Source organism: Microbacterium gorillae, assembly GCF_000826185.2.
Taxonomy (GTDB): Bacteria; Actinomycetota; Actinomycetes; order Actinomycetales; family Microbacteriaceae; genus Microbacterium; species Microbacterium gorillae.
Map to the genome: position 1 here is coordinate 140,704 of NZ_LN648874.1, position 20,337 is coordinate 161,040.

Annotated in this window: 20 protein-coding genes and 1 pseudogene; 12 read left to right on the forward strand and 9 right to left on the reverse strand. The window is 69.8% G+C overall.

Annotated features, from left to right (window positions below):
• The first annotated feature begins 20 nt into the window (after positions 1-20).
• The 4 genes from BN1193_RS06545 (at position 21) to BN1193_RS06560 (ending at position 3,350) form a co-directional block, all read left to right on the forward strand.
• Positions 21-413, forward strand: a complete 393-nt coding sequence (locus BN1193_RS06545; protein WP_040164981.1) for a hypothetical protein — start codon at positions 21-23, stop codon at positions 411-413.
• A 47-nt stretch (positions 414-460) separates the two neighbouring features.
• Positions 461-784 (forward strand): ferredoxin, encoded by a 324-nt coding sequence (fdxA, locus tag BN1193_RS06550; RefSeq protein ID WP_040164982.1) that lies wholly within the window; start codon positions 461-463, stop codon positions 782-784.
• Positions 781-1,890, forward strand: a complete 1,110-nt coding sequence (dapC, locus tag BN1193_RS06555) for a succinyldiaminopimelate transaminase (RefSeq protein WP_040164983.1) — start codon at positions 781-783, stop codon at positions 1,888-1,890. Before fdxA ends, dapC begins: the two co-directional genes overlap by 4 nt.
• Positions 1,891-2,054: 164 nt before the next feature.
• A complete protein-coding gene (locus BN1193_RS06560) occupies positions 2,055-3,350 on the forward strand; it encodes a citrate synthase (RefSeq protein ID WP_094770322.1) in 1,296 nt (431 codons plus the stop codon).
• 111 nt (positions 3,351-3,461) lie between these two features.
• On the opposite strand, the gene BN1193_RS06565 is transcribed toward BN1193_RS06560, so the two are convergent.
• Positions 3,462-4,394, reverse strand: coding sequence for a DapH/DapD/GlmU-related protein (locus tag BN1193_RS06565; protein WP_040164984.1), 933 nt, complete (start codon positions 4,392-4,394; stop codon positions 3,462-3,464).
• Positions 4,395-4,486: 92 nt separating this feature from the next.
• On the opposite strand from BN1193_RS06565, the gene dapE reads away from it, so the two are divergent.
• The 3 genes from dapE (at position 4,487) to BN1193_RS06580 (ending at position 7,060) form a co-directional block, all read left to right on the forward strand.
• The gene (gene dapE / locus BN1193_RS06570; RefSeq protein WP_040165603.1) at positions 4,487-5,557 is read left to right on the forward strand and encodes a succinyl-diaminopimelate desuccinylase; all 1,071 of its coding nucleotides are present in this window, start codon (positions 4,487-4,489) and stop codon (positions 5,555-5,557) included.
• Complete coding sequence (locus BN1193_RS06575; RefSeq protein ID WP_040164985.1) at positions 5,545-6,777, forward strand: glycosyltransferase family 39 protein; 1,233 nt, start codon at positions 5,545-5,547, stop codon at positions 6,775-6,777. The genes dapE and BN1193_RS06575 overlap by 13 nt, the downstream gene beginning before the upstream one ends.
• 109 nt (positions 6,778-6,886) lie before the next feature.
• A complete protein-coding gene (locus BN1193_RS06580; protein WP_094770323.1) occupies positions 6,887-7,060 on the forward strand; it encodes a DUF3117 domain-containing protein in 174 nt (57 codons plus the stop codon).
• A 70-nt stretch (positions 7,061-7,130) separates the two neighbouring features.
• Here BN1193_RS06580 and BN1193_RS06585 read toward each other — a convergent pair whose 3' ends face one another.
• A complete protein-coding gene (locus BN1193_RS06585; protein WP_040164986.1) occupies positions 7,131-7,766 on the reverse strand; it encodes an O-methyltransferase in 636 nt (211 codons plus the stop codon).
• A gap of 73 nt (positions 7,767-7,839) precedes the next feature.
• Between BN1193_RS06585 and BN1193_RS06590 the strand changes: the two genes are divergently transcribed.
• Entirely contained in the window at positions 7,840-8,223 is a 384-nt protein-coding gene (locus BN1193_RS06590; protein WP_052460516.1) for a Sec-independent protein translocase family protein, read from the forward strand.
• 9 nt (positions 8,224-8,232) lie between these two features.
• Here the strand turns inward: BN1193_RS06590 and BN1193_RS06595 are convergent, their stop codons facing one another.
• Genes BN1193_RS06595 through BN1193_RS06605 form a run of 3 tightly spaced genes read right to left on the reverse strand, consistent with a single transcriptional unit; the run spans position 8,233 to position 11,137 of the window.
• Entirely contained in the window at positions 8,233-9,363 is a 1,131-nt protein-coding gene (locus BN1193_RS06595) for an Mrp/NBP35 family ATP-binding protein (protein WP_040164987.1), read from the reverse strand.
• The gene (locus BN1193_RS06600; RefSeq protein ID WP_040164988.1) at positions 9,360-9,881 is read right to left on the reverse strand and encodes a DUF1003 domain-containing protein; all 522 of its coding nucleotides are present in this window, start codon (positions 9,879-9,881) and stop codon (positions 9,360-9,362) included. The genes BN1193_RS06595 and BN1193_RS06600 overlap by 4 nt, the downstream gene beginning before the upstream one ends.
• A complete protein-coding gene (locus BN1193_RS06605; protein ID WP_040164990.1) occupies positions 9,881-11,137 on the reverse strand; it encodes a magnesium transporter MgtE N-terminal domain-containing protein in 1,257 nt (418 codons plus the stop codon). The genes BN1193_RS06600 and BN1193_RS06605 overlap by 1 nt, the downstream gene beginning before the upstream one ends.
• A 66-nt stretch (positions 11,138-11,203) precedes the next feature.
• Here BN1193_RS06605 and BN1193_RS06610 point away from each other — a divergent pair, with 66 nt between their 5' ends.
• Positions 11,204-11,956, forward strand: coding sequence for a general stress protein (locus tag BN1193_RS06610; protein ID WP_040164992.1), 753 nt, complete (start codon positions 11,204-11,206; stop codon positions 11,954-11,956).
• Positions 11,953-12,600 carry an alpha/beta hydrolase family protein gene (locus tag BN1193_RS06615; protein ID WP_040164993.1) on the forward strand — a complete coding sequence of 216 codons (648 nt, stop codon included), beginning with the start codon at positions 11,953-11,955 and terminating at the stop codon, positions 12,598-12,600. Before BN1193_RS06610 ends, BN1193_RS06615 begins: the two co-directional genes overlap by 4 nt.
• 52 nt (positions 12,601-12,652) lie before the next feature.
• Here BN1193_RS06615 and BN1193_RS06620 read toward each other — a convergent pair whose 3' ends face one another.
• Together BN1193_RS06620 and BN1193_RS06625 are read right to left on the reverse strand one after the other, a co-directional pair.
• Complete coding sequence (locus tag BN1193_RS06620; RefSeq protein WP_040164994.1) at positions 12,653-14,071, reverse strand: aminopeptidase P family protein; 1,419 nt, start codon at positions 14,069-14,071, stop codon at positions 12,653-12,655.
• Positions 14,072-14,098: 27 nt separating this feature from the next.
• On the reverse strand, positions 14,099-15,127 hold the full coding sequence (locus BN1193_RS06625) for an endonuclease/exonuclease/phosphatase family protein (RefSeq protein ID WP_040164995.1): 1,029 nt from the start codon (positions 15,125-15,127) through the stop codon (positions 14,099-14,101).
• Between the two features lie 64 nt (positions 15,128-15,191).
• On the opposite strand from BN1193_RS06625, the gene BN1193_RS06630 reads away from it, so the two are divergent.
• Positions 15,192-16,061, forward strand: a complete 870-nt coding sequence (locus BN1193_RS06630) for a PHP domain-containing protein (protein WP_040164996.1) — start codon at positions 15,192-15,194, stop codon at positions 16,059-16,061.
• A gap of 43 nt (positions 16,062-16,104) precedes the next feature.
• Positions 16,105-17,067, forward strand: coding sequence for a DUF817 domain-containing protein (locus BN1193_RS18265; protein ID WP_040164997.1), 963 nt, complete (start codon positions 16,105-16,107; stop codon positions 17,065-17,067).
• Between the two features lie 31 nt (positions 17,068-17,098).
• Here the strand turns inward: BN1193_RS18265 and BN1193_RS18480 are convergent.
• Positions 17,099-18,694 (reverse strand): annotated as a pseudogene (locus BN1193_RS18480) (DUF222 domain-containing protein); the annotation flags it as partial.
• A 142-nt stretch (positions 18,695-18,836) separates the two neighbouring features.
• A complete protein-coding gene (locus BN1193_RS06645; RefSeq protein ID WP_040164998.1) occupies positions 18,837-20,318 on the reverse strand; it encodes a DEAD/DEAH box helicase in 1,482 nt (493 codons plus the stop codon).
• Between the last annotated feature and the right edge of the window lie 19 nt (positions 20,319-20,337).

The following is a 20,337-nucleotide window of genomic DNA, read 5'->3' on the forward strand; positions in this document are numbered from 1 at the left end:
GTGCGAGTAGGATCCGAGGCGTGTCCGTCGTCTCCAAGATCATCACCTGGCTGCTCGCGCTGATCATCGGCGCCGTCTTCGGAGCAGCCGGGACGGTCGGGGTGTCCTCGGCACCGCCCGTCGGGTTCATCGTCTCGCTGATCGGGTGCCTCGCGATCCTGATCGCGCTGCGGTCGTTCGGCGAGGATCGGTGGGCCGCGGTCGCGGGCGGTGTGGGGATGTACGGCATGGTCTTCCTGCTCTCGCAGCGTGGCCCGGGCGGTTCCGTCCTGCTCCCGGCCGCCAACCCGTACTCGACGTGGTGGTTGATCGGTGTCGGTGCGATCATCCTGGTCGTGCTGGCCTGGCCGAACCTCCGCGCGCACACGCCGGTGTCCGGTCCGCAGGCGCCGAGCGTGCGCGCCGGCCGCTGAGCCGCGCGTCGGGACGACGAGCTCCGGCCGACGCGTAGACTGTCCGAGTGACGTACGTGATTGCCCTGCCGTGCGTGGACGTCAAAGACCGCGCCTGCATCGATGAGTGCCCCGTCGACTGCATCTACGAGGGGGAGCGTTCGCTGTACATCCACCCCGATGAGTGCGTGGACTGCGGTGCCTGCGAGCCGGTCTGCCCTGTCGAGGCCATCTACTACGAGGACGACCTCCCCGAGGAATGGGCCGACTACTACAAGGCCAACGTCGAGTTCTTCGACGGCGTCGGTTCGCCCGGGGGAGCGGCCAAGGTCGGGGTCATCCCCAAGGACCACCCGGTGATCTCCGCCCTTCCGCCGCAGGCGGGGGCGTGAGCGTCCGCGACCTCGCGGACTATCCGTGGGACGCGGTCGTCCCGTACCGCGACCGAGCCTCCGCTCACCCCGGTGGCCTGGTGGACCTGTCCATCGGTTCGCCCGTCGATGAGACGCCGCGCATCATCCGCGAGGCTCTGGCCGCCGCAACGGAGGCGCACTCCTACCCGGCGACGGTCGGAACGACGCAACTGCGCCGCGCGATCGCGGACTGGTTCGCGCGTCGGCGTGGGGTCCCCGCACTGACCGAGGCCAACGTCCTGCCGACCATCGGCTCCAAGGAACTCGTGGCTCTGCTGCCGACGCTGCTCGGACTCGGCGCCGGCGATGTCGTCGTGCACCCGCGCGCGGCGTACCCGACGTACGAGGTCGGCGCGGTCGTCGTCGGCGCGACCCCGGTGGCGGCGGATGACCCGGCGGAGTGGCCCGAGGGCACGCGCCTGGTGTGGCTGAACTCGCCCGGCAACCCGGACGGACGTGTGCTCGATGTCGCCTCGTTGCGCGCCGCAGTGCAGCGCGCCCGCGAACTCGGCGCCGTGATCGCGGGCGACGAGTGCTACGCGGAGCTCGGTTGGGACGCGCCCTGGGACACCGCGCCCGTGCCGAGCGTCCTGGATCCGCGAGTCACCGATGGGGACCTGACCGGTGTCCTGTCGGTCTACTCCCTCTCCAAGCAGTCCAACCTCGCCGGCTATCGTGCGGCCTTCGTCGCCGGCGACGCCGACGTGATCGCAGCCCTGCTGACCGCGCGCAAGCATCTCGGCCTGATGCCGCCGGCACCCGTGCAGCACGCCATGGCGGTCGCGCTCGGTGACGACGAGCACGTCGCGCAGCAGAAGGAGCGCTACCGCGCCCGCCGTGCCCTCCTGCGTCCGGCGCTGGAGTCGGCCGGGTTCCGCGTGGACGCGAGCGAGGCCGGTCTCTACCTCTGGGCCACCGAGGGACGCGATGCCTGGGAGAGCATGGGACGCCTCGCCGATCTCGGCATCCTGGCTGGTCCCGGTGTCTTCTACGGCCCGCACTTTCCGCAGCACATCCGGTTGTCCCTCACGGCGACCGACGAGCGCATCGCGGCCGCCGCTGACCGCCTGCGGTCCGGTTCGTAGCAAACCTCTATCGCCACGCTCGATCCTTTGGCGCTTGCACCAGTAGGGGGATCGGGCGACTAGGCTGTAAAAGCGGTCAGCCACTCGTGCTGACCGACGCCCGCCGGGCGACAGGAAGATCGCCGGCACATTTTCCGGACGACCAGAAATCGCAAGGAGGCGCCGTGAGCGACGTGGGAGCACAGCCCGAGAAGGCCACGCTGACGGTCGGGGACCGCACCGCCGAACTGCCGGTGGTCACGAGCACGGACGGCGCTTCCAGCATCGACGTGTCGACGCTGACCAAGCAGACCGGGTACACCGCCCTGGACTACGGCTTCGTGAACACCGCGGCGACCAAGTCGTCGATCACCTACATCGACGGTGACCAGGGGATCCTGCGTTACCGCGGATATCCGATCGACCAGCTCGCGGGCCACAGCTCGTACCTCGAGGTGGCCTGGCTGCTGCTGTACGGCGAGCTGCCCTCGGCATCCGAACTGGCGGAGTTCGACGAGCGCGTGCGCCGTCACACGCTCATCCACGAGGATCTGAAGCACTTCTTCAACGCCCTGCCGCACACCGCGCACCCGATGTCCTCGTTGTCGTCGGCCGTGTCCGCACTCTCGACGTACTACGAGGGTCAGCACGACCCGGCCAACCCGGAGCACGTCGAGCTGAACACCGTGCGCATGCTCGCCAAGCTTCCGGTGCTCGCCGCGTACTCGCACAAGAAGAGCATCGGCCAGGCATTCCTGTACCCGGACAACTCGCTGAGCTTCGTCGACAACTTCCTGCGCCTGAACTTCGGCGTGATGAGCGAGCCGTACGAGGTCAACCCGGTGATGAGCCGCGCCCTCGAGCGCCTGCTCATCCTGCACGAGGACCACGAGCAGAACGCCTCCACCTCCACGGTCCGCCTCGTCGGCTCCACGGGCGCGAATCAGTTCGCCTCCATCTCGGCGGGCATCCACGCGCTGTCCGGTCCGCTGCACGGTGGCGCGAACGAGGCCGTGCTGCAGATGCTGGCTGACATCCGCGACTCGGGCGAGACCGTGAAGCGTTTCGTCGAGCGCGTGAAGAACAAGGAAGACGGCGTGAAGCTCATGGGCTTCGGGCACCGCGTCTACAAGAACTACGACCCGCGCGCCAAGCTGGTCAAGGAGTCCGCGGACGAGGTCCTGAAGGAGCTCGGCGTCAGCGACCCGCTGCTGGACCTCGCCAAGGAGCTCGAGGAGATCGCGCTCAACGACGACTACTTCCAGTCGCGCCGCCTCTACCCGAACGTCGACTTCTACACCGGCGTGATCTACAAGGCGATGGGCTTCCCGACCCGGATGTTCACCGTGCTGTTCGCGATCGGCCGCCTGCCGGGCTGGCTGGCGCAGTGGCGCGAGATGAACCTCGACCCGCAGACGAAGATCGGCCGCCCGCAGCAGCTGTACATCGGCTCGACCGAGCGGAACTATCCCGGCGTCTGAGCCGAATCGACGAAGCCCTCGCGATCTCGCGGGGGCTTCGTCGTCGCTGCCGACGTCGTCCCGGATGCCGCGCGGACCGTGCCGCGCGACAGCCGGGGGAGCCGGAGTCGCTCAGGCGTGCAGGGCGTCGTTCAGCGTGACGCCGACACCGGAGCGACGCCGAGCTTCGACGGCGCCGGTCTGGGAGTTGCGCAGGAACAGCAGACCGTTCACGCCGGACAGGACCGCCGCCTTGACCACGACCGCCTCGCCGGCGTCGTCGGTCGTGGTGACCTTCGTGCCGGCCGTGACGTAGAGCCCGGCTTCCACGACGCAGTCATCGCCGATCGCGATGCCGATGCCGGCGTTCGCGCCGATGAGGGAGCGCGCGCCGACGGAGACCCGCTGCGTGCCTCCGCCGGAGAGGGTGCCCATCGTGGACGCGCCGGCGCCGATGTCCGTGCCGCCCTGCACGACGACACCCTGCGACAGGCGACCCTCGACCATGACGGCGCCGAGGGTCCCGGCGTTGAAGTTGACGAAGCCCTCGTGCATGATCGTCGTGCCCGGGCTGAGGTGGGCGCCCAGGCGGACGCGGGACGCGTCCGCGATGCGGACGCCGTCCGGCAGCACGTAGTCGGTCAAGCGGGGGAACTTGTCCAGCCCCTGAACCTGGATTCCGGCGCGGACGAGCGCGGGGCGGCGAGCGGTGACGTCGTCCGGATGCATCGGCCCGGCCGTGGTCCAGGCGACGTTGGGCAGGTGCCCGAAGATGCCCTCGAGGTTCACCTCGTTGGGACGCACGAGCAGGAGCGAGAGGGCGTGCAGGCGCAGGTAGGCGTCCGCGGTGGAGGACACCGGTGCGTCCAGATCGGTCTCGATGCTGATGACCTCGAGGGAGACCTCGCGTCGCTCATCGACGCCCGCGTGGGGCTGCAGCGCGGTGAGGTCCGTCGTGGCGGGCCGGCGTCCGGCGTGGACCTGCGGGAACCACGCGTCCAGCGTCGTGCCGTCGGCACGCACCGTGGCCAGTCCGTCAGCGTTCACCCATCGTGCATCAGTCATGTCTCCACGGTACCGGCGCGGCGGTCGGCCTCCGGACGTGTGACGCCGGAGGTCGGAGGGCCGTTTCCGCGCACGCCGGTAGCATGTCCTTCATGGCTTCGCTCGATCTGACCGCGTCCGCAGCCGAGATCACCCGGGCGGTGTGCGACGTGCCGAGCGTGTCCGGGGACGAAACGCACCTGGCCGACCTGATCGAGCAGGCGCTCTCGGGATGCGCGCACCTGGACGTGCTGCGCATCGGGGACACGATCGTCGCTCGCACGAACCTCGGCCGCGCCCAGCGCGTGGCGATTGCCGGCCACATCGACACCGTGCCGATCAACGCCAACCTGCCCACCCAGAAGCGCACGGAGGACGGGGAGCCGATCCTCTGGGGTCGCGGCACCGTGGACATGAAGGCCGGCCTCGCGGTGCAGCTGAAGCTCGCCGCGGAACTGACCGAGCCGCGCGTTGACCTGACCTGGATGTGGTACGACCACGAGGAGGTCTCCAGCGACCTGAACGGCCTGAACCGGCTGTCCCAGAGTCACCCGGAGCTGTTCGCCGCGGACTTCGCCATTCTCGGTGAGCCCACGCGTGGTCAGGTCGAAGGCGGATGCAACGGCACGCTGCGCGCGGTCGTTCGAACTTTCGGCGTCCGGGCGCACAGCGCGCGCGCCTGGGTGGGGGAGAACGCCATCCACGCCGCGGCTCCGATCCTGGCGCGCCTGGCGGAGTACCGTCCCCGCACGGTGCGGGTGGACGGATTGGATTATCGCGAGGGGCTGAACGCGGTCCGGATCACCGGTGGGGTGGCGGGCAATGTCATCCCGGACCTCTGCGAGGTCGAGGTGAACTTTCGCTACGCGCCGGATAAGAGCATGGCGCAGGCGGAGAACGTGGTCCGTTCCGCCTTCGAGGGATTCGAGGTCGAGATCACCGACCTCGCCCCGGGCGCGCGGCCCGGCCTGGACGCCCCGCTCGCGCAGGAGTTCCTGGCCGCCATCGGGGCGACCCCGTACCCGAAGTACGGGTGGACGGACGTCGCCCGATTCAGCGCCCTCGGCGTTCCGGCGGTCAACTACGGTCCCGGCGACCCGCTGCTGGCGCACCACGATGAGGAGCGAGTGCCGATCGCGCAGATCGTCGCCGTGGAGAACGGATTGCGCGCATGGCTGACCTGACCACACTCCGGTCCGCGGAGATCCCGCGTCCGAACGCCAAGCGCGTGCACCCGATCCTCGCGATCCTGGGCATCTACGCCGCCTCGCGGATCGTGACGCTGATCTACCTCTTCATCGCTTCCGGGCTCGCTCAGGAGGGGTCGCGCTTCGGCGCCGGGTCCTCGATCGAACGGTTCATCGTCGGCTGGGACGCACAGTGGTACTGGATCGTCGCCTACAGCGGCTACCCGTCCACCCTGCCGGTGACGGAGACCGGCCACACGGCGGAGAACGCGTGGGCCTTCATGCCCCTGTACGCGTGGATCTCCAACGTCGTCGGCATGCCGTTCGGCAGCTGGGCCGTGGGCGCGAGCATCACGTCCCTGGTGTGCGGGTTCCTCGCATGCGTGGGCCTGTACCGCCTCCTGCGCAACCGCATCTCGCACGTGCCCGCGATGTGGGCCGTGGTGTTCCTGGCCAATTCGCCGCTGGCCGCGCTGTTCCACGTCGGGTACGCCGAAGCGATGTTCCTGGCGCTGCTGCTGTTCGCCCTGGACGCGGTGCTCAAGCGGAACTGGGTCGTGCTCTACGTCCTGATCCCGGTGATGGGCTTCACTCGACCGGGCATCCTGCCGTTCTCCCTCATGCTCGGGCTGTACCTGATCTGGCGCTGGACCCGACGCCGCATCGACCCGTTGCCCGGTGCGGAGATGGCGAACATCATCGCGCTCGGCATCCTCGGAGCGGTCATCGGCTTCGCCTGGCAGACCATCGCCGGCCTCGTCACCGGGGACATGGGCGCGTACCTGTCCACCGAGCTCGCCTGGCGCCGGAACTGGATCCCGGACGCGGTTCCGCACTTCTACCCGTTCGACGGGTGGATCGCGGGGCTGGACTTCTGGTTCGCGCAGTGGCACGTCCCGTCCGTGCTGGGGTGGACGATCTTCTTCGCCGCCCTCATCGCGACGGGGTGGGCGCTGATGCGGGCGCGCCCCATCGTCGCCCTCGGCGTGGAGATCCGGCTGTGGTCCGCCTCCTACCTGCTGTACCTGCTGGCGGTGTTCTTCCCGCAGTCCTCCACACTGCGCCTCCTGCTGCCGCTGACGCCGCTCGTGGGCGCGTTGGCGCTGCCGCGGGCGTGGTGGTGGCGCCCGCTCGTGCTCTGCGCGAGCCTGATCTACCAATGGTTCTGGATCTACTTCTGCTACGCCCAAGGCGTTCAGATCTGGCAAATCCCCTGATCGGTGGCCCGATCACCGGAAGATTCGTGACGGCGGACGACACGCGTTCACGGCGTACGTCCGGGAACCGATAAACTGGACGCCAGACCAGGATGAAAGGGAGCCCGCGATGGCAGCCATGAAGCCGAGGACAGGCGACGGACCGATGGAAGCGGTCAAGGAAGGTCGTCTCATCATCGTTCGAGTTCCGCTCGAAGGGGGAGGCCGTCTCGTCGTCTCCGTCAACGACGACGAAGCGAAGGAACTCCACGATGTGCTGGCAGGCGTGGTCAACGCCGCCTGAGACACCTCTCACATGACGAAGGACGGTCGGGCTCATGCCCGGCCGTCCTTCGTCGTTTCGTCGTGGGGCGTCAGTGCTCGGCGAGCACGGTCAGCTGCAGCAGTCCCTCGGACACCGTCGACAGTGCACCGACGACGGCCGGCGAGGACTGGATCTCCTGGATGAGCGAGCGGTAGGCGCGGGTGGTCTCATCGCGCTGGGTCGGCTCGGCGACCTTGCCCCCGTGCAGGACCCGCGGAACGAGCACCGTCCCGCCGGCGCGCACCAGGCGGAGTCCGTGCTCGACGTAGGCGATCACGTTCTCCGGGTCGGCGTCGACGAGCACGAGGTCGTAGGAGCCCTCGTTCATCCGGGGCAGGACCTCGAGCGCTCGTCCGGTGATGAATCGGGAGCGGGCGGACGGCACGCGGGCGTCGTGGAAGGACTGTCGGGCGACCCCGAGGTGCTCCGGTTCCTTGTCGATCGTGGTCAGGATCGCCGTGGGCGCGCCGTGCAGCAGCCAGAGGCCGGACACGCCGGCACCGGTGCCGATCTCCATGATCCGCTTGGCAGCGGACGCCGCCGCGATGACCGCGATCTGGGAACCCACCCCGGGGCTGACCGGCGCTGCGCCGACTTCCAGCGCATGCACGCGCGCACGCGCGATGTGATCGGGTTCGAGCACCGATTCGCGCGCGAATCGGGCGACGGCATCGAGTTCGCTCATAGGGGGATCCTCCTCACCCAGGTTAGCGGGCGAGGATCAGCGGACCGAGAGGCGCGGCGGGTAATCTGAACCCATGGACCTGTTCGGGCTCACCTTCCCCAAGTTGATGCTGATCCTCGTGATCGGCGTCGTCCTGGTGGGCCCGGAGAAGCTGCCGACCTATGCGGAGGGGTTCGCCCGGCTGATCAAGCGCGGACGCGAGGTCATGCAGGGGGCGAAGGAGCGGGTCGTCGATGAGATGGGGTCCGACTTCACGGAGGAGGACTGGCGGCGGCTGGATCCGCGCCAGTACGACCCGCGTCGCATCATCCGCGAAGCGCTGCTTGACGATGACCCGGTCGCGGTGTCCGCGAGCGGACCGAGCGTCGCCCTGTCGGCGCCGGCCGCCCCGGTGCGCCCACCGATCGAGCGCCTCAGCGCGGGGGAGCGCCCGCCGTTCGACGACGAGGCCACCTGATCGGGACGCTCACCGCGTCCGGAACGGCAACGATCGCCCGGCCAGGCCTCGACCGAGGTCGGCGACCGCGGCGGCGAGGGTTTCAATGGCGTGCGCGGCGGGATCGTCCGGGGCGGAGCTGACCACCGGGGTGCCGGCGTCACCGCCGGCGCGGAGCGCGGTGCTCAGCGGGACCGACGCGAGCACGGGGACCGGCTCGGTGTCCGTGCTGAGCTCGGCCGCGACGCGTCGGCCGCCACCGCTGCCGAACAGGTCCACGACGGTGCCGTCCGGCAGCGTGAACGGTGACATCGTTTCGACGACGCCGATCACGCGCTGACCGGTCTGGCGGGCCACCAGTCCGGAACGGACCGCGACCTCCGCCGCGGCGGGCTGCGGGGTGGTGACCACGAGCACGTCCGCGGTCGGCAGAAGCTGACCCACGGAGATCGCGACATCGCCTGTTCCCGGCGGCATGTCCAGCAGCAGGATGTCGAGGTCGCCCCAGTGCACGTCGGTGAGGAACTGGGCGATCGTGCGGTGCAGCATCGGTCCGCGCCAGGCCACCGCGCCGCCGGACGCGTCGCCCTCGCGCAGGAACATGCCGATCGAGATCACCTTCACGTCGTGCGTCACGGCCGGGAGGATCATGTCGTCCAGCCGCGTCGGCGTGGTGCCGGCGGGCAGCCCGAGCAGTCCTGGGATGGAGAATCCGTGGACGTCGGCATCGAGCAGCCCGACGCGCAGACCTCGGCCGGCCAGCGCGACCGCGAGGTTCGCGGTGACCGTGGATTTGCCGACCCCGCCCTTGCCGCTCGTGACGGCGATCACCCGGGTGAGGCTGTCGGCGTCGAACGGATTGACGCGCGCGGGGCGGCCGCCGCGAAGCTTCTCCGTGAGTGCGTGCCGCTCCTCGGGCGTCATCACACCGACGGCGACGGTGACCTCGGCGATGCCGGGCACACGCGCGGCGGCATCGTGCACTTCACGCTCGATGCGCGTCGCGGCCGGGCACCCCACGATCGTCAGGGCGATGCCGACGGTCGCCGACGCATCGGTGACCGCGATGTCGCGGAGCATGTCCAATTCGGACAGCGGACGGCGCAGCTCGGGGTCCACCACGGCGCCGACGGCCGCGCGGACGGCGTCGACGACGCTCATGCGGCGGGTTCCGGTTCCGGTCCGGTCCCGGCGTCCCGGGCGTTCAGCTCGGCCAGCATCGCGGACAGCTCGTGGCGGAGCACGTCGCGAGTGACGAGTTCATCGGTGGCCTCCTGCAGGGCCATGCGCAGTGCGACGACCTCACGTGCGAGGTATTCGGTGTCGGCGAGGTTGCGCTCGGCGCGCTGGCGGTCCTGTTCGATCTGCACGCGGTCGCGGTCGTCCTGCCGGTTCTGCGCGAGCAGGATCAGGGGAGCGGCGTATGAGGCCTGCAGGCTGAGCACGAGCGTGAGCGCGGTGAAGCCGTTGGAGATCTCGTCGAAGCGGACCGCCGCCGGCATGAACGTGTTCCACGCCAGCCAGGCCGCGCAGAACAGCGTCAGGATCGCCAGGAACGTCGGGGTGCCCATGGCGCGGGCGATCCACTCGGTGAACCGGCCGAAGCGGTCACTGCTCTGCTGCGGTGCGCGACGTCCGCCGCGGCCGAGCGGGGCGGACAGGCTCTCGTCCGCGGCCATCACGCCGGCACTCCGGTGTCATCAGTGTCCTGGGAACGCCAGTCATCCGGCAGCAGGTAGTCCAGCACATCATCGATGCTGACCGCGCCGAGCAGACGCTTGGCCGGGTCGACCACGGGCAGCGAGACGAGGTCGTAGGTGGCGAGCATGCGGGCCACGACCGCCGCCGAGGCGTTCACCGCGACCGGCTCGAGGCCGTCATCGAGGATCGCGCCGAGCCGTTCGCCGGGCGGATAGCGCAGCATCCGCTGGAAGTGCACGACGCCGAGCAGCCGGCCGGTGGGCGTCTCGTACGGCGGGAGCGTCACGAACACGGCGGCGGCCAGGGCGGGGTGCAGTTCGTGTCGGCGGATCAGGGCCAGCGCCTCGGCGACGGTCGCCTCGGCGGACATGATGATCGGTTCCGGCGTCATCAGGCCGCCGGCGGTGTCCGGGTCGTACTGCAGCAGCGTGCGGACGTCCTCGGCCTCATCCGGCTCCATCAGCTCCAGGAGATGATGCACCCGCACCTCGGGCAGCTGGGCGAGGAGGTCGGCGGCGTCGTCCGGCTCCATCTGGTCGAGGATGTCCGCGGCGCGCTCATCGCCGAGCTGCTCGAGGATGTGCATCTGCTCGTCCTCGGGCATCTCCTCGAGCACGTCGGCGAGACGCTCGTCCGGCAGCTCCTCGGCGACCTCCATCATCCGCAGCTCGGGCAGATCGAGCATCGTGTTGGCGAGGTCCGCCGGCTTGAGTTCGGAGTAGGAGGCGACCAGGTGCTCCGCGGACTGCGCCTGTCCGGGGGTGTGCTGCTCGGTGACCTGCTGCCACGTGGCGAACGTCGTCGGGCCCTTGGCGAACGGTGACGCGCTCGTCTTCGGTTTGCGCAGGAACAGTTGACCGACCGCCCACTCACCGATCCGGTTCCGCTCGATCGCGACGTCCTCGATGGTCGCGGTGCCGGTGCCGTCGGCGAAGTCAACGCGGCGGCCGACGAGCTCGGCGAGCACGCGCACCTCACCGCCGCGCTGCTCGAAGCGGCGCACGTTCATCAGCCCGGTCGTGATGACCTGGCCCTGCGCGATCGAGGTGACGCGCCCGATCGAAAGGAACACCTGGCGGCGGCCGGGAATCTCGCAGACCAGTCCGACCACGCGCGGCGGATCGGATTTTCGGAACACGACGACGACGTCCCGGACCTTGCCGAGGCGGTCGCCGGCGGGGTCGAAGACCGTGCACCCCTGCAGGCGCGCGACGAATACCCTCTGGCTGCTCACCGTCCCAGCGTAGTCGCCGAGCCCCCGTTCCCCGCCCGTATCGGACGTGCATGGGACAATGGACGCATGAGCATGATGACTCCGCCGAACGGCAAGCTCGAGGTCGGTGAACGGGTCGCCTCGTTCGCCGACTACACCGGCGCGCAGAAGGCGGTCTCGAAGCTGATCGAATCGAACGTGCCGGCACGGGACATCGCGATCGTCGGGACCGGGTTGCGGTCCATCGAGAAGGTCACCGGCAAGCTCGGTTACGCGGCCGCGGCCCGCTCCGGCGCGATCAACGGTGTGCTGCTGGGCCTGCTCCTGTCGATGTTCTGGGTCCTCGGTGTTCCGGACGCGCCGATCCAGCTGTTCTTGGGCATCATGCTCGTCGGCATCGCCCTGGGCATGCTGCTGTCGATCATCTCCTACATGATCATCCGCCGTCGGCGCGACTTCGCCAGCGTCATGCAGGTCATCGCCGATCACTACGACGTCACCGTGCAGGCCTCGAGCATCCACAGGGCTCGGGAGGTGCTGGGCACGGCACCGGTCGGTTCGGTGGCGCCCCCGTCGTCGCAGCCCGCGGCCGCACCGGTGGTGCGCCCCGCTGCCCCGCCCGTGGAGGCCGCGCCGCCGCGCTACGGCGAGCGCATCCCGCCGGTCGGGGTGCCGGAACCCGTCGCGCAGCCGGAGCCTCCGGTGGCCGGGCCGGGTGCGGCACCGGTGGACCCGCAGCCGCCGGCGTCGCCAAGCGCTCCCGAGGACCCGCAGACGGCCGCTGATGCGGGCAGGGTCGACCCCGGGCAGCCACCGTCGAGCGGTCCGGCTCCCGCGTGATCTCTCGCGTCGCGGTCGAGCTGCCGACCGGGCCGACCTCCGTGTCCGTGGCTGACGAGACGCCGACGAGCCCGTGGACGACGCTCGTGATCGCGCACGGTGCCGGGGCGGGGATGGATCATCCGTTCCTCGTCGGCTTCGCCGCCGGCATGCGGGAGGAGGGCGTGCGCACGGTCCGGTTCACCTTCCCGTATCTCGAGGCGGGTCGGCGGATGCCCGGGCCGGCGACGCACGCGATCGCCACGTGGCGCGCCGTCGTGACCGCCGTCTCCGCGGCGACGCCCGTCTGGCTGTGCGGCAAGTCCTACGGCGGTCGGATGGCGTCGATGGCGGTCGCGGACGGCCTGGCGGCGGCGGGGCTGGTTTATCTCGGTTACCCGCTGCACGCCCCGGGCAAGCCGGACAAGCCCCGCGCCGAGCACCTGTCGGCGATCACCGTGCCGCAACTGTTCCTGTCCGGCACGCGTGACCCGTTCGTCGATCCGCACGCGCAGCTCGAGGAGGTCGTGGCCGCGTGCCAGGACGCCACGCTGCGGTGGGTGGACGGGGGCGGGCACTCGTTCGAGATCGCCGGCCGCAAGCGTCCGGCCGATGTCATCGGGGCCGAACTCGCCCCGGTCGTGGCCGACTTCCTCCGCCGCTGACAGCTCACCCTCCGGACCCGAGGGGTGCGGAGGGTGAACGTACGGCTGCCGATCAGGCGCGCAGGCGAGCGATCCAGGCCTCGACGTCGTCCGCGGTGCGCGGGATGTCGGCGGAGAGGTTCTCGGCGCCGTCGGCGGTGACGACGATGTCGTCCTCGATGCGAACGCCGATGCCGCGGTACTCCTCCGGCACGGTCAGGTCGTCGGCCTGGAAGTACAGACCGGGCTCGATCGTGAAGACCATGCCCTCTTCGACGATGCCGTCGTAGTACATCTCGCGGCGGGCGGCCGCGCAGTCGTGCACGTCGATGCCGAGGTGGTGGCTGGTGCCGTGCACCATGTACCGGCGGTGCTGGCCGCCGCGGTCGCCGTCCAGCGCCTCCTGAGCGGTGACCGGCAGCAGCCCCCACTCGGCGACCTTCGCCGCGATGACGCCCATCGCGGTCTCGTGCACCTCGCGGAACCGGATGCCCGGACGGACGATCGCGAAGGCGGCGTCGGCGGCTTCGCGAACGGCTTCGTAGACGCGGCGCTGGACCTCGGAGAACGTGCCGCTGATCGGCAGCGTGCGGGTGATGTCCGCGGTGTAGAGGCTGTCGACCTCGACACCGGCGTCGACGAGGATGAGCTCGCCGGGCGTCACTCGACCGTCGTTGCGGGTCCAGTGCAGGTACGTGGCGTGCGCACCGGCCGCGGCGATCGTGTCGTAACCCTCCCAGTTGCCGTCGCTGCGGGCGCGCTGGTGGAAGGCGCCCTCCACGATCCGTTCGCCGCGCGGGTGCGCGACGGCGCGGTCGAGGTCCCGGATGATGTCCGCGAAGCCGTCCGCGGTGACGCGCACCGCCTCGCGCATCTGGGTGAGTTCATAAGCGTCCTTGACCAGGCGCAGTTCGCCGACGAACGTGGTCAGGCCATCGTCCTCACCGACGACCAGGTCGTCGTCGGTCGTGGCGAAATCGTCGATGTGCGCGGTCGTGATGCCCAGGTCGGCGGCGACGGCGCGCAGCGACGGACGCGGGCCGACCCAGAACTCACCGATCGCGGCGTTGGAGTAGAACTCGGGGGTGGAGCGGTCGGCGCGCTCACGGAAGTGCAGGGTGACGTCGTGCCCCTCGGCGGTCGGCTCGAAGACGAGCTGAGCGTCCGGAACGGCGTCGACGCCCCAGCCGGTGAGGTGGACGAATGCCGAGTGCGCGCGGAACGGGAAGTCGGTGTCGTTGCTGCGCTGCTTGACGTCGCCGCTGCCGATCACCAGTCGCTTGCCGGGGAAGGCCGCGGAGAGGGCCGCGCGACGAGTTGCGGCGAAGGGCGCCTGCTCGCGGGGCTCCGGAAGGGTCTCCTCACGCTCGGTCCAGCCGGTCGAGATCGTGTCGAGAAACCCTTGGGGGAAGGGCTGACGGCGGTTGGTGACGGATGCGGCTTCGATCTCGTTCTCGGCCGTTTCAGCGTTCGTTTCGCCTGTCGTGTTCATGCCCCCCATTCTCGCACGGGGGTGTGGTCACTTCGCCGGTTCGAGCTGGACGACCAGTGGCCGGTGGTCGCTGCCGGAACCATCGAGTCCGGTGAGGACGACCGACCCGGTGGCATGCCACCCGCTCGCCGTCATGACGTGATCGATCGGTGCGCCGGCGAGAGCGGGGACATCGGTCGGCCACGTGCCGATCGCGCCGTTGCCGGTCGCGATGGCCGCGTCGGTGCACCGGCCCATGGTGCCGCCCTTGTAGCCGTACTCGGCCATGTGGTCGGTGGTCGCGTTGAAGTCTCCGAGCAGGATGGTCTGGTCCGAACTGCACTGGTCCGAGATCCACTTCAGGTCGCTCACCCAGGAGGTCATGTCCGCAGGGCGCGGGGCGACGGCGTGGACGGCCACGATGATGGGCCCCGTGCCGTTCACGGGCATCACGACGGCGCTCGGCAGGGTGCCGGTGTTGCTGGAGCCGTCCTCGGAGGATTCGATCACCGAGTACTCGCCGAGGTCGGGGGAGACCAGAACCGTCGTCTCCCACGCCTGGGGCCCGTCGACCACGTCCGCGTGGAAGTTGACGTGGAGCACCCACATCGGCTTGCCGAGGTCGCGCATCGCCACGGCGACACGCTCACCGACGGCCTCGCTGGTCTCGGGAAGTGCGACGATGTCGGCGTCCATGGACACGGCCGTCTGCGCGATGGTGTCCCCGGGGGTGGCCTCGCCGGCGGTGTTCCACGTCATCACGCGCAGGCTCGTGTCGGTCTCCGCGGGCAGGCCGTCCGAACCGAGACCGCGCAGGCCCAGAATCGCGGCGTTGGCACCTGCACCCAGCACGGCGATGATCGCGATGGACGCGGCGAATCCGCGCAACGGCTTGGCCAGCGACAGCAGCAGCGCGAGCAGCGCGACGGCCACCAGCGCGAGGGCCACGACGCCGCGAACGGAGACGATCTGGGCGAACGGAAAGGTCTGCTCGAGCTTGAAGAACTGGGGCCAGGTCACGACCGCGACAGCGATCGCGGAGAGCACCGTGATCAGGAGGCCGAGCAGTCGCAACACGCACGAGAGCCTATGGCGCTCGGCTGTGAGAAAGGTTCGCGCGGTCCCGCGATACGCTCAACGAATGGGTGTCACACAGGGGTTCCACGGTCCGAGTGATCTGCACCTGCATTCCGCCTGCTCGGACGGCACCGAGCCCCCGGCGGAGGTCCTCGCCTCGGCGGCCGCGCACGGAGTGCGGACCGTCGCCCTCACCGACCACGACACGACATCCGGATGGGCGGAAGCGGCGTCGGCCGTTGTGGAGCTCGGGCTGACGTTCCTGCCCGGAATGGAGATGTCCACGCGCATCGACGGCCAGAGCGTGCACATGCTCGCGTATCTGTTCGACCCGACTTCTGCAGGGCTCATGGCGGAGCTCGAGCGCGTGCGGACCGAGCGCGTCACGCGTGCCGAGCGAATGGTGCGGAACATCGCCGCGGACCACCCATTGACCTGGGCGGATGTGCTCGCGCAGCACCCGGATGGCGCCACGGTGGGGCGTCCGCACATCGCCGACGCCCTCATCGCGAACGGCGTCGTCCGGGACCGGACGGAGGCGTTCGCGGGCATCCTGCATCCGGGACACGGCTATACCGTGCCGTTGCACGCGACCGACCCGCGGGAGGCCATCGTGATGATCCTCGACGCCGGTGGGGTGCCGATCATGGCGCATCCGGCCTCCTCCGGCCGGAGCGGCATGCTTCCGGAGCGGACCCTGCGGGAACTGATCGCTCTGGGCCTGGCCGGCTTCGAGATCGAGCATCGCGAGAACAGTGCCGCAGGCAAGCGCGTCCTCCGCCGCCTCGCCGCGGAGTACGACCTCATCGTCACCGGGTCCAGTGATTACCACGGGTCCGGGAAGGGGAACCGGCCGGGGGAGAACACCACGGATGACGCGGACGTCGCCGCGATCATCGCCCGCGGCTCCGGCTCGGAGCCGGTGTACGGCTGACCGCGTGCGGCTCGCGCGCGGGTGCGTGGGCTAGGGTCGCGGCGTGCTGCAACCGACTCGGCTGGAAGCGCGGGTCGATTCCCATGCGCGTCGTCTTCTCGCGCGTGCGCCGTCGACCGGATGGCGGGGAGTCCTCGTCGAGGTCGGTGTCTTCCTGGCCAAACAGGCCTGGGCGTGCATCTTCGGCGCTGCGATCCTGGTGGCGATCGTCGTGGTGCGCACGCTGTATCCGGCGGACCTCTTGCTCACGCGCAACGACCTGCTGACTCTGATCGCGGTGGCGATCCAGGTGGTCATGCTGGTGACGCGGTTGGAGGCGGGTCGGGAGCTGTGGGTGATCATGCTGTTCCACGTCACCGGCACCGTGATGGAGTTGTTCAAGACCGACGCCGGGTCGTGGCAGTACGACGCCGGCGGCGTCCTGCGCATCGCGGGCGTCCCGCTGTTCTCCGGCTTCATGTACGCGGCGGTGGGTTCCTACATGGTGCGGGTCTACCGTCTGTTCGATCTCACGTTCGTCCGGTATCCACCGGTGTGGGCGACGATCGTCGCGGCGGCGGCGATCTACGCGAACTTCTTCACTCACCACTGGTTCTGGGACGCGCGATGGGTGCTGACGGCGCTGGTGGTCGCCCTGTGGGGCCTGACCGTGATGCACGCGCGAGTGTGGCGACGCACGATCCGGCTGCCGCTGATCCCGGTGTTCGCCGGGGTGGCGGTGTTCATCTGGATCGCGGAGAACATCGGCACGATCACCGGCGCGTGGTTGTATCCGAACCAGGTCGACGGCTGGCAGCTCGTCTCGCTGTCGAAGCTGTCCAGTTGGTTCCTGCTGATGATCATCTCGGTCGTGCTGGTGACCGTCGTGTACCCGCCGCGCCGGGTCACGTCCGGATCGCGCGCAGGAGGTTCTGCGCTCTCGTCGGACTCATCGGCGGCGGCGTCAGCCACCGTTGGCGATGGTCGAATCGCGCGGGTGGGCGGAGCTGAACCACCCCGCGCGTGATGCGGAATCGCCAGCCGTCCTGGTGCAGGGTGCGGTGGTGGTGCCAGCAGAGCGTGACCCCGTTGTCCGTGTGCGTCGGTCCGCCCTGCGCGTGCTCGATGACGTGGTGGATCTCGCACCGGGTGGACGGCACGTGACAGCCGGGCACGACGCACTCGCCGTCGCGGGCGATGATCGCGCGGCGCTGGCGGACGGTGAAGGTCCGGCTCTCACTGCTGAGGGCGGTGATCGCTCCGTCCGAGTTCAACGCGACGTACTGGACCGTTCCCCCGCAGGTGAGGGTTCGTGCGGTGTCGATGCTCACGGGGGTGTCGCACCCGTCCAGATGCGCCCATCCGGACCCGGAGCGGAGGTCCTCGTCGCGGACCGTCACGAGCAGGGTGGGAGCCATGCCGGTGACGACCGGGTTCTCGTGCGCGCGAGCCGCGACGGAGAGGACGGCGGCGAGGGCGTCGTGTCGACGCTGGGGGCCGCTGCGGACGACGGTGCGCTCCAGGATGCCGCACATGCAGACGTGACTGTCGCCGGCGGGGATCTGCCCGATCTCGGCCTCGAGAGTCGCGTTCGCGTCAGCCGCTCCGCACTCGCACGGCATCATGCCGTCGTCCTCCCGGAACGCGACGGCGGCGGGTTCGAGGCGCGGGTTCAGATGCGCATCGAAGAGACGCTCCAACTGGGTCGCGACCTCGGGCATGAGGTGACCGCTGATCCGGTACAGGCCCGTGGCGAGCGGGACGAGATTCAGGTGCCGACCGCGCTCGCGGACCGCCTCGGTGGGTTCCGCACCATCCTGATCGATCGCGCAGGCCCACACGCGCGCCATCGCGGCGAGGTCGTCGGCCGTGACCGCCGGTGCGCGAAGTCCGGCGCTTCCGGTGTCGAATCGTGCGTCCGGACCGAGGGGGCGGCAGTCCTCCCCGGCGTAGGTCGCGATCGCCTCCTGCGCGGCCCGCAGGTCATCGGGGGCGGCACGTCGAACGGTGGCCAGCAGCGGGTCGGCGATGGCGAGCACCCCGTCCACACCGAGCGTCCCGTCCAGCATCGCCCGGCGCACCTCCGGCAGCTTCGCCGGACCGACGCCCTCGAGCATCCGCGTGGGGCGCTCTGCCGCTCGAGCCGCCCGTTGCCAGGATGCCGCGGTGCGGGCCGACACCCCGGCGAGACGTTGCAGGAGCTCGACCGCATTTCGACTGCCGTATCGCGTGGACAGTCGAGCCATCCGATCGTTCGCGTCGGCATCCCGACGTCGGACCTCCGCCGTCGCCTCGACCAGGAGTCCCTCCACGCGTCGAAGCAGTGCACCGCCGACCTCGAGGATCTCGACCAGTTCGGCGTCGTTCATCGCCGCGACCCCGTCGTCCGCCACCGCATCGGCCATCGCGCCCACCCACTCCTGAGACGCGGTCGCGATGCGTCCGCCGGGGGTGGTCGGGGTGGTGAACATGCCTCCATTCTTCCCTTCCGGCCCGGCGAACGGAAGCGACTTATCCCAGGTGCAGTGGGAAAAATTGGTTTTCCGTAGAACCTTCCGGGGAGTACGTATGGGACGCGCGCATCGAGCTCTCCCGCGATCGCGCACAGGTACGTTCGCGCGCGCGGAACGGGAGCCGGCGGCGGACTCCGCCATGCCGGATCCTGTCGTCCTCAGCTGTCGTGGCGCACCCGACGTGAGTCGCCGGCGGAGGTCCCATGGCACCCACCGTGCGGAGGCCCCGCATGAGGAACGCCGAAGGCCCGCCCCGACGAATCGGGACGGGCCTTCGCAGGAATCACTCCGCGGGTGCGGCCGGCGCGTTACCGCCGCCACCGCCCGGACGACGGCGCCGACGGCGACGACGCGCGGGAGCGGTGTTGCCGTCGTGGCGCTCGGAACCGCCGCCGTCGTGGACGCCGCCTCCCTCCGCCTTCGGGTCGGTCTGCTCGCCGTGCGCGGACGGAACCACATCACCCGTCCCGGAGTCGCCGGAGCGCCGACGGCGACGGCGCGAACGCCCATCGCCGCTCTCGGCGTCGCCCGATCGCTCGCGCTTGGGCTGTGCGGTGCGGACGGTGCCCGTGGCGGGAATCTTCGCGATGCGGCCCTTGGTGCCCTCCGCGATGTCCAGGTCGGAGTACAGGTGCGGGCTGGACGAGTACGTCTCGGTGGGTTCGGGCTGGCCGAACTCCAGCGCGCGGTTGATGAGCGCCCACTTGTGGACGTCCTCCCAATCCACGAACGTCACCGCGATGCCGCTGCGACCGGCGCGGCCAGTGCGGCCGACGCGGTGCAGGTAGGTCTTCTCGTCGTCAGGGATGGTGTGGTTGATGACGTGGCTGACATCGTCCACGTCAATGCCGCGGGCGGCGACGTCGGTGGCGATCAGGACATCACGCTTGCCGGCCTTGAACGCGGCCATGGACCGCTCGCGCGCCTCCTGGCTCATGTCGCCGTGCACGGCGGCGGCGTTGAAGCCGCGGTCGCCGAGCTCGTCGACGAGCTTCTGCGCGGCGCGCTTGGTGCGGGTGAAGATGACGACCTTCTCGCGACCGTTCGCCTGCAGGATGCGCGAGATGATCTCGTCCTTGTCCAGCGAGTGGGCGCGGTAGACGAGGTGCTTGATGTTCGCCTGGGTGAGGCCCTCGTCCGGGTCCGTCGCACGGATGTGGATCGGGTTGTTCATGAAGCGGCGCGCGAGGGCGACGATCTGGCCCGGCATGGTGGCCGAGAACAGCTGCGTGTGCCGGACCGGCGGGACCTTCGCGAAGATCTTCTCGATGTCCGGCAGGAAGCCGAGGTCGAGCATCTTGTCGGCCTCGTCCAGGACGACCTCGGTCGCGTGGGAGAGATCGAGCAGGCGCTGGCCGGCGAGGTCGATCAGGCGGCCGGGGGTGCCGACCACGATCTGCGCGCCGGCCTTGAGCTGGTCGATCTGGCCCTCGTACGCCTTGCCGCCGTAGATGGCGACGACGCTCGTGGAGCGGTTGGAAGTGAGCAGGTCCATGTCCTCGTACACCTGCACCGCGAGCTCGCGGGTGGGGACGACGATCAGGGCCTTGACGCCGGGCTCCGGGTTCAGACCGAGGCGCTGGACGACGGGGATGCCGAAGCCGAACGTCTTGCCGGTTCCGGTCTTGGCCTGACCGATGACGTCCTGCCCGGGCAGGGAGAGCGGAATGGTCTGCTCCTGGATGGGGAAGGCGTCGACGATGCCCTTGGCGGCGAGCGCGTCGAGGATGTCCTGATCGACGCCGAGATCAGCGAAAGAAGTCACGTGTATGCGTTGCCTGTCT

Excerpts from the sequence above, each read along its gene's own strand:
- BN1193_RS06565 (WP_040164984.1), bottom strand. The coding sequence starts at position 4,394 with ATGACTGATGCACGATGGGTGAACGCTGACGGACTGGCCACGGTGCGT.
- dapE (WP_040165603.1), top strand. The coding sequence starts at position 4,487 with ATGGCTTCGCTCGATCTGACCGCGTCCGCAGCCGAGATCACCCGGGCG.
- BN1193_RS06575 (WP_040164985.1), top strand. The coding sequence starts at position 5,545 with ATGGCTGACCTGACCACACTCCGGTCCGCGGAGATCCCGCGTCCGAAC.
- BN1193_RS06580 (WP_094770323.1), top strand. The coding sequence starts at position 6,887 with ATGGCAGCCATGAAGCCGAGGACAGGCGACGGACCGATGGAAGCGGTC.
- BN1193_RS06585 (WP_040164986.1), bottom strand. The coding sequence starts at position 7,766 with ATGAGCGAACTCGATGCCGTCGCCCGATTCGCGCGCGAATCGGTGCTC.
- BN1193_RS06590 (WP_052460516.1), top strand. The coding sequence starts at position 7,840 with ATGGACCTGTTCGGGCTCACCTTCCCCAAGTTGATGCTGATCCTCGTG.
- BN1193_RS06595 (WP_040164987.1), bottom strand. The coding sequence starts at position 9,363 with ATGAGCGTCGTCGACGCCGTCCGCGCGGCCGTCGGCGCCGTGGTGGAC.
- BN1193_RS06600 (WP_040164988.1), bottom strand. The coding sequence starts at position 9,881 with ATGGCCGCGGACGAGAGCCTGTCCGCCCCGCTCGGCCGCGGCGGACGT.
- BN1193_RS06610 (WP_040164992.1), top strand. The coding sequence starts at position 11,204 with ATGAGCATGATGACTCCGCCGAACGGCAAGCTCGAGGTCGGTGAACGG.
- BN1193_RS06620 (WP_040164994.1), bottom strand. The coding sequence starts at position 14,071 with ATGAACACGACAGGCGAAACGAACGCTGAAACGGCCGAGAACGAGATC.
- BN1193_RS06630 (WP_040164996.1), top strand. The coding sequence starts at position 15,192 with ATGGGTGTCACACAGGGGTTCCACGGTCCGAGTGATCTGCACCTGCAT.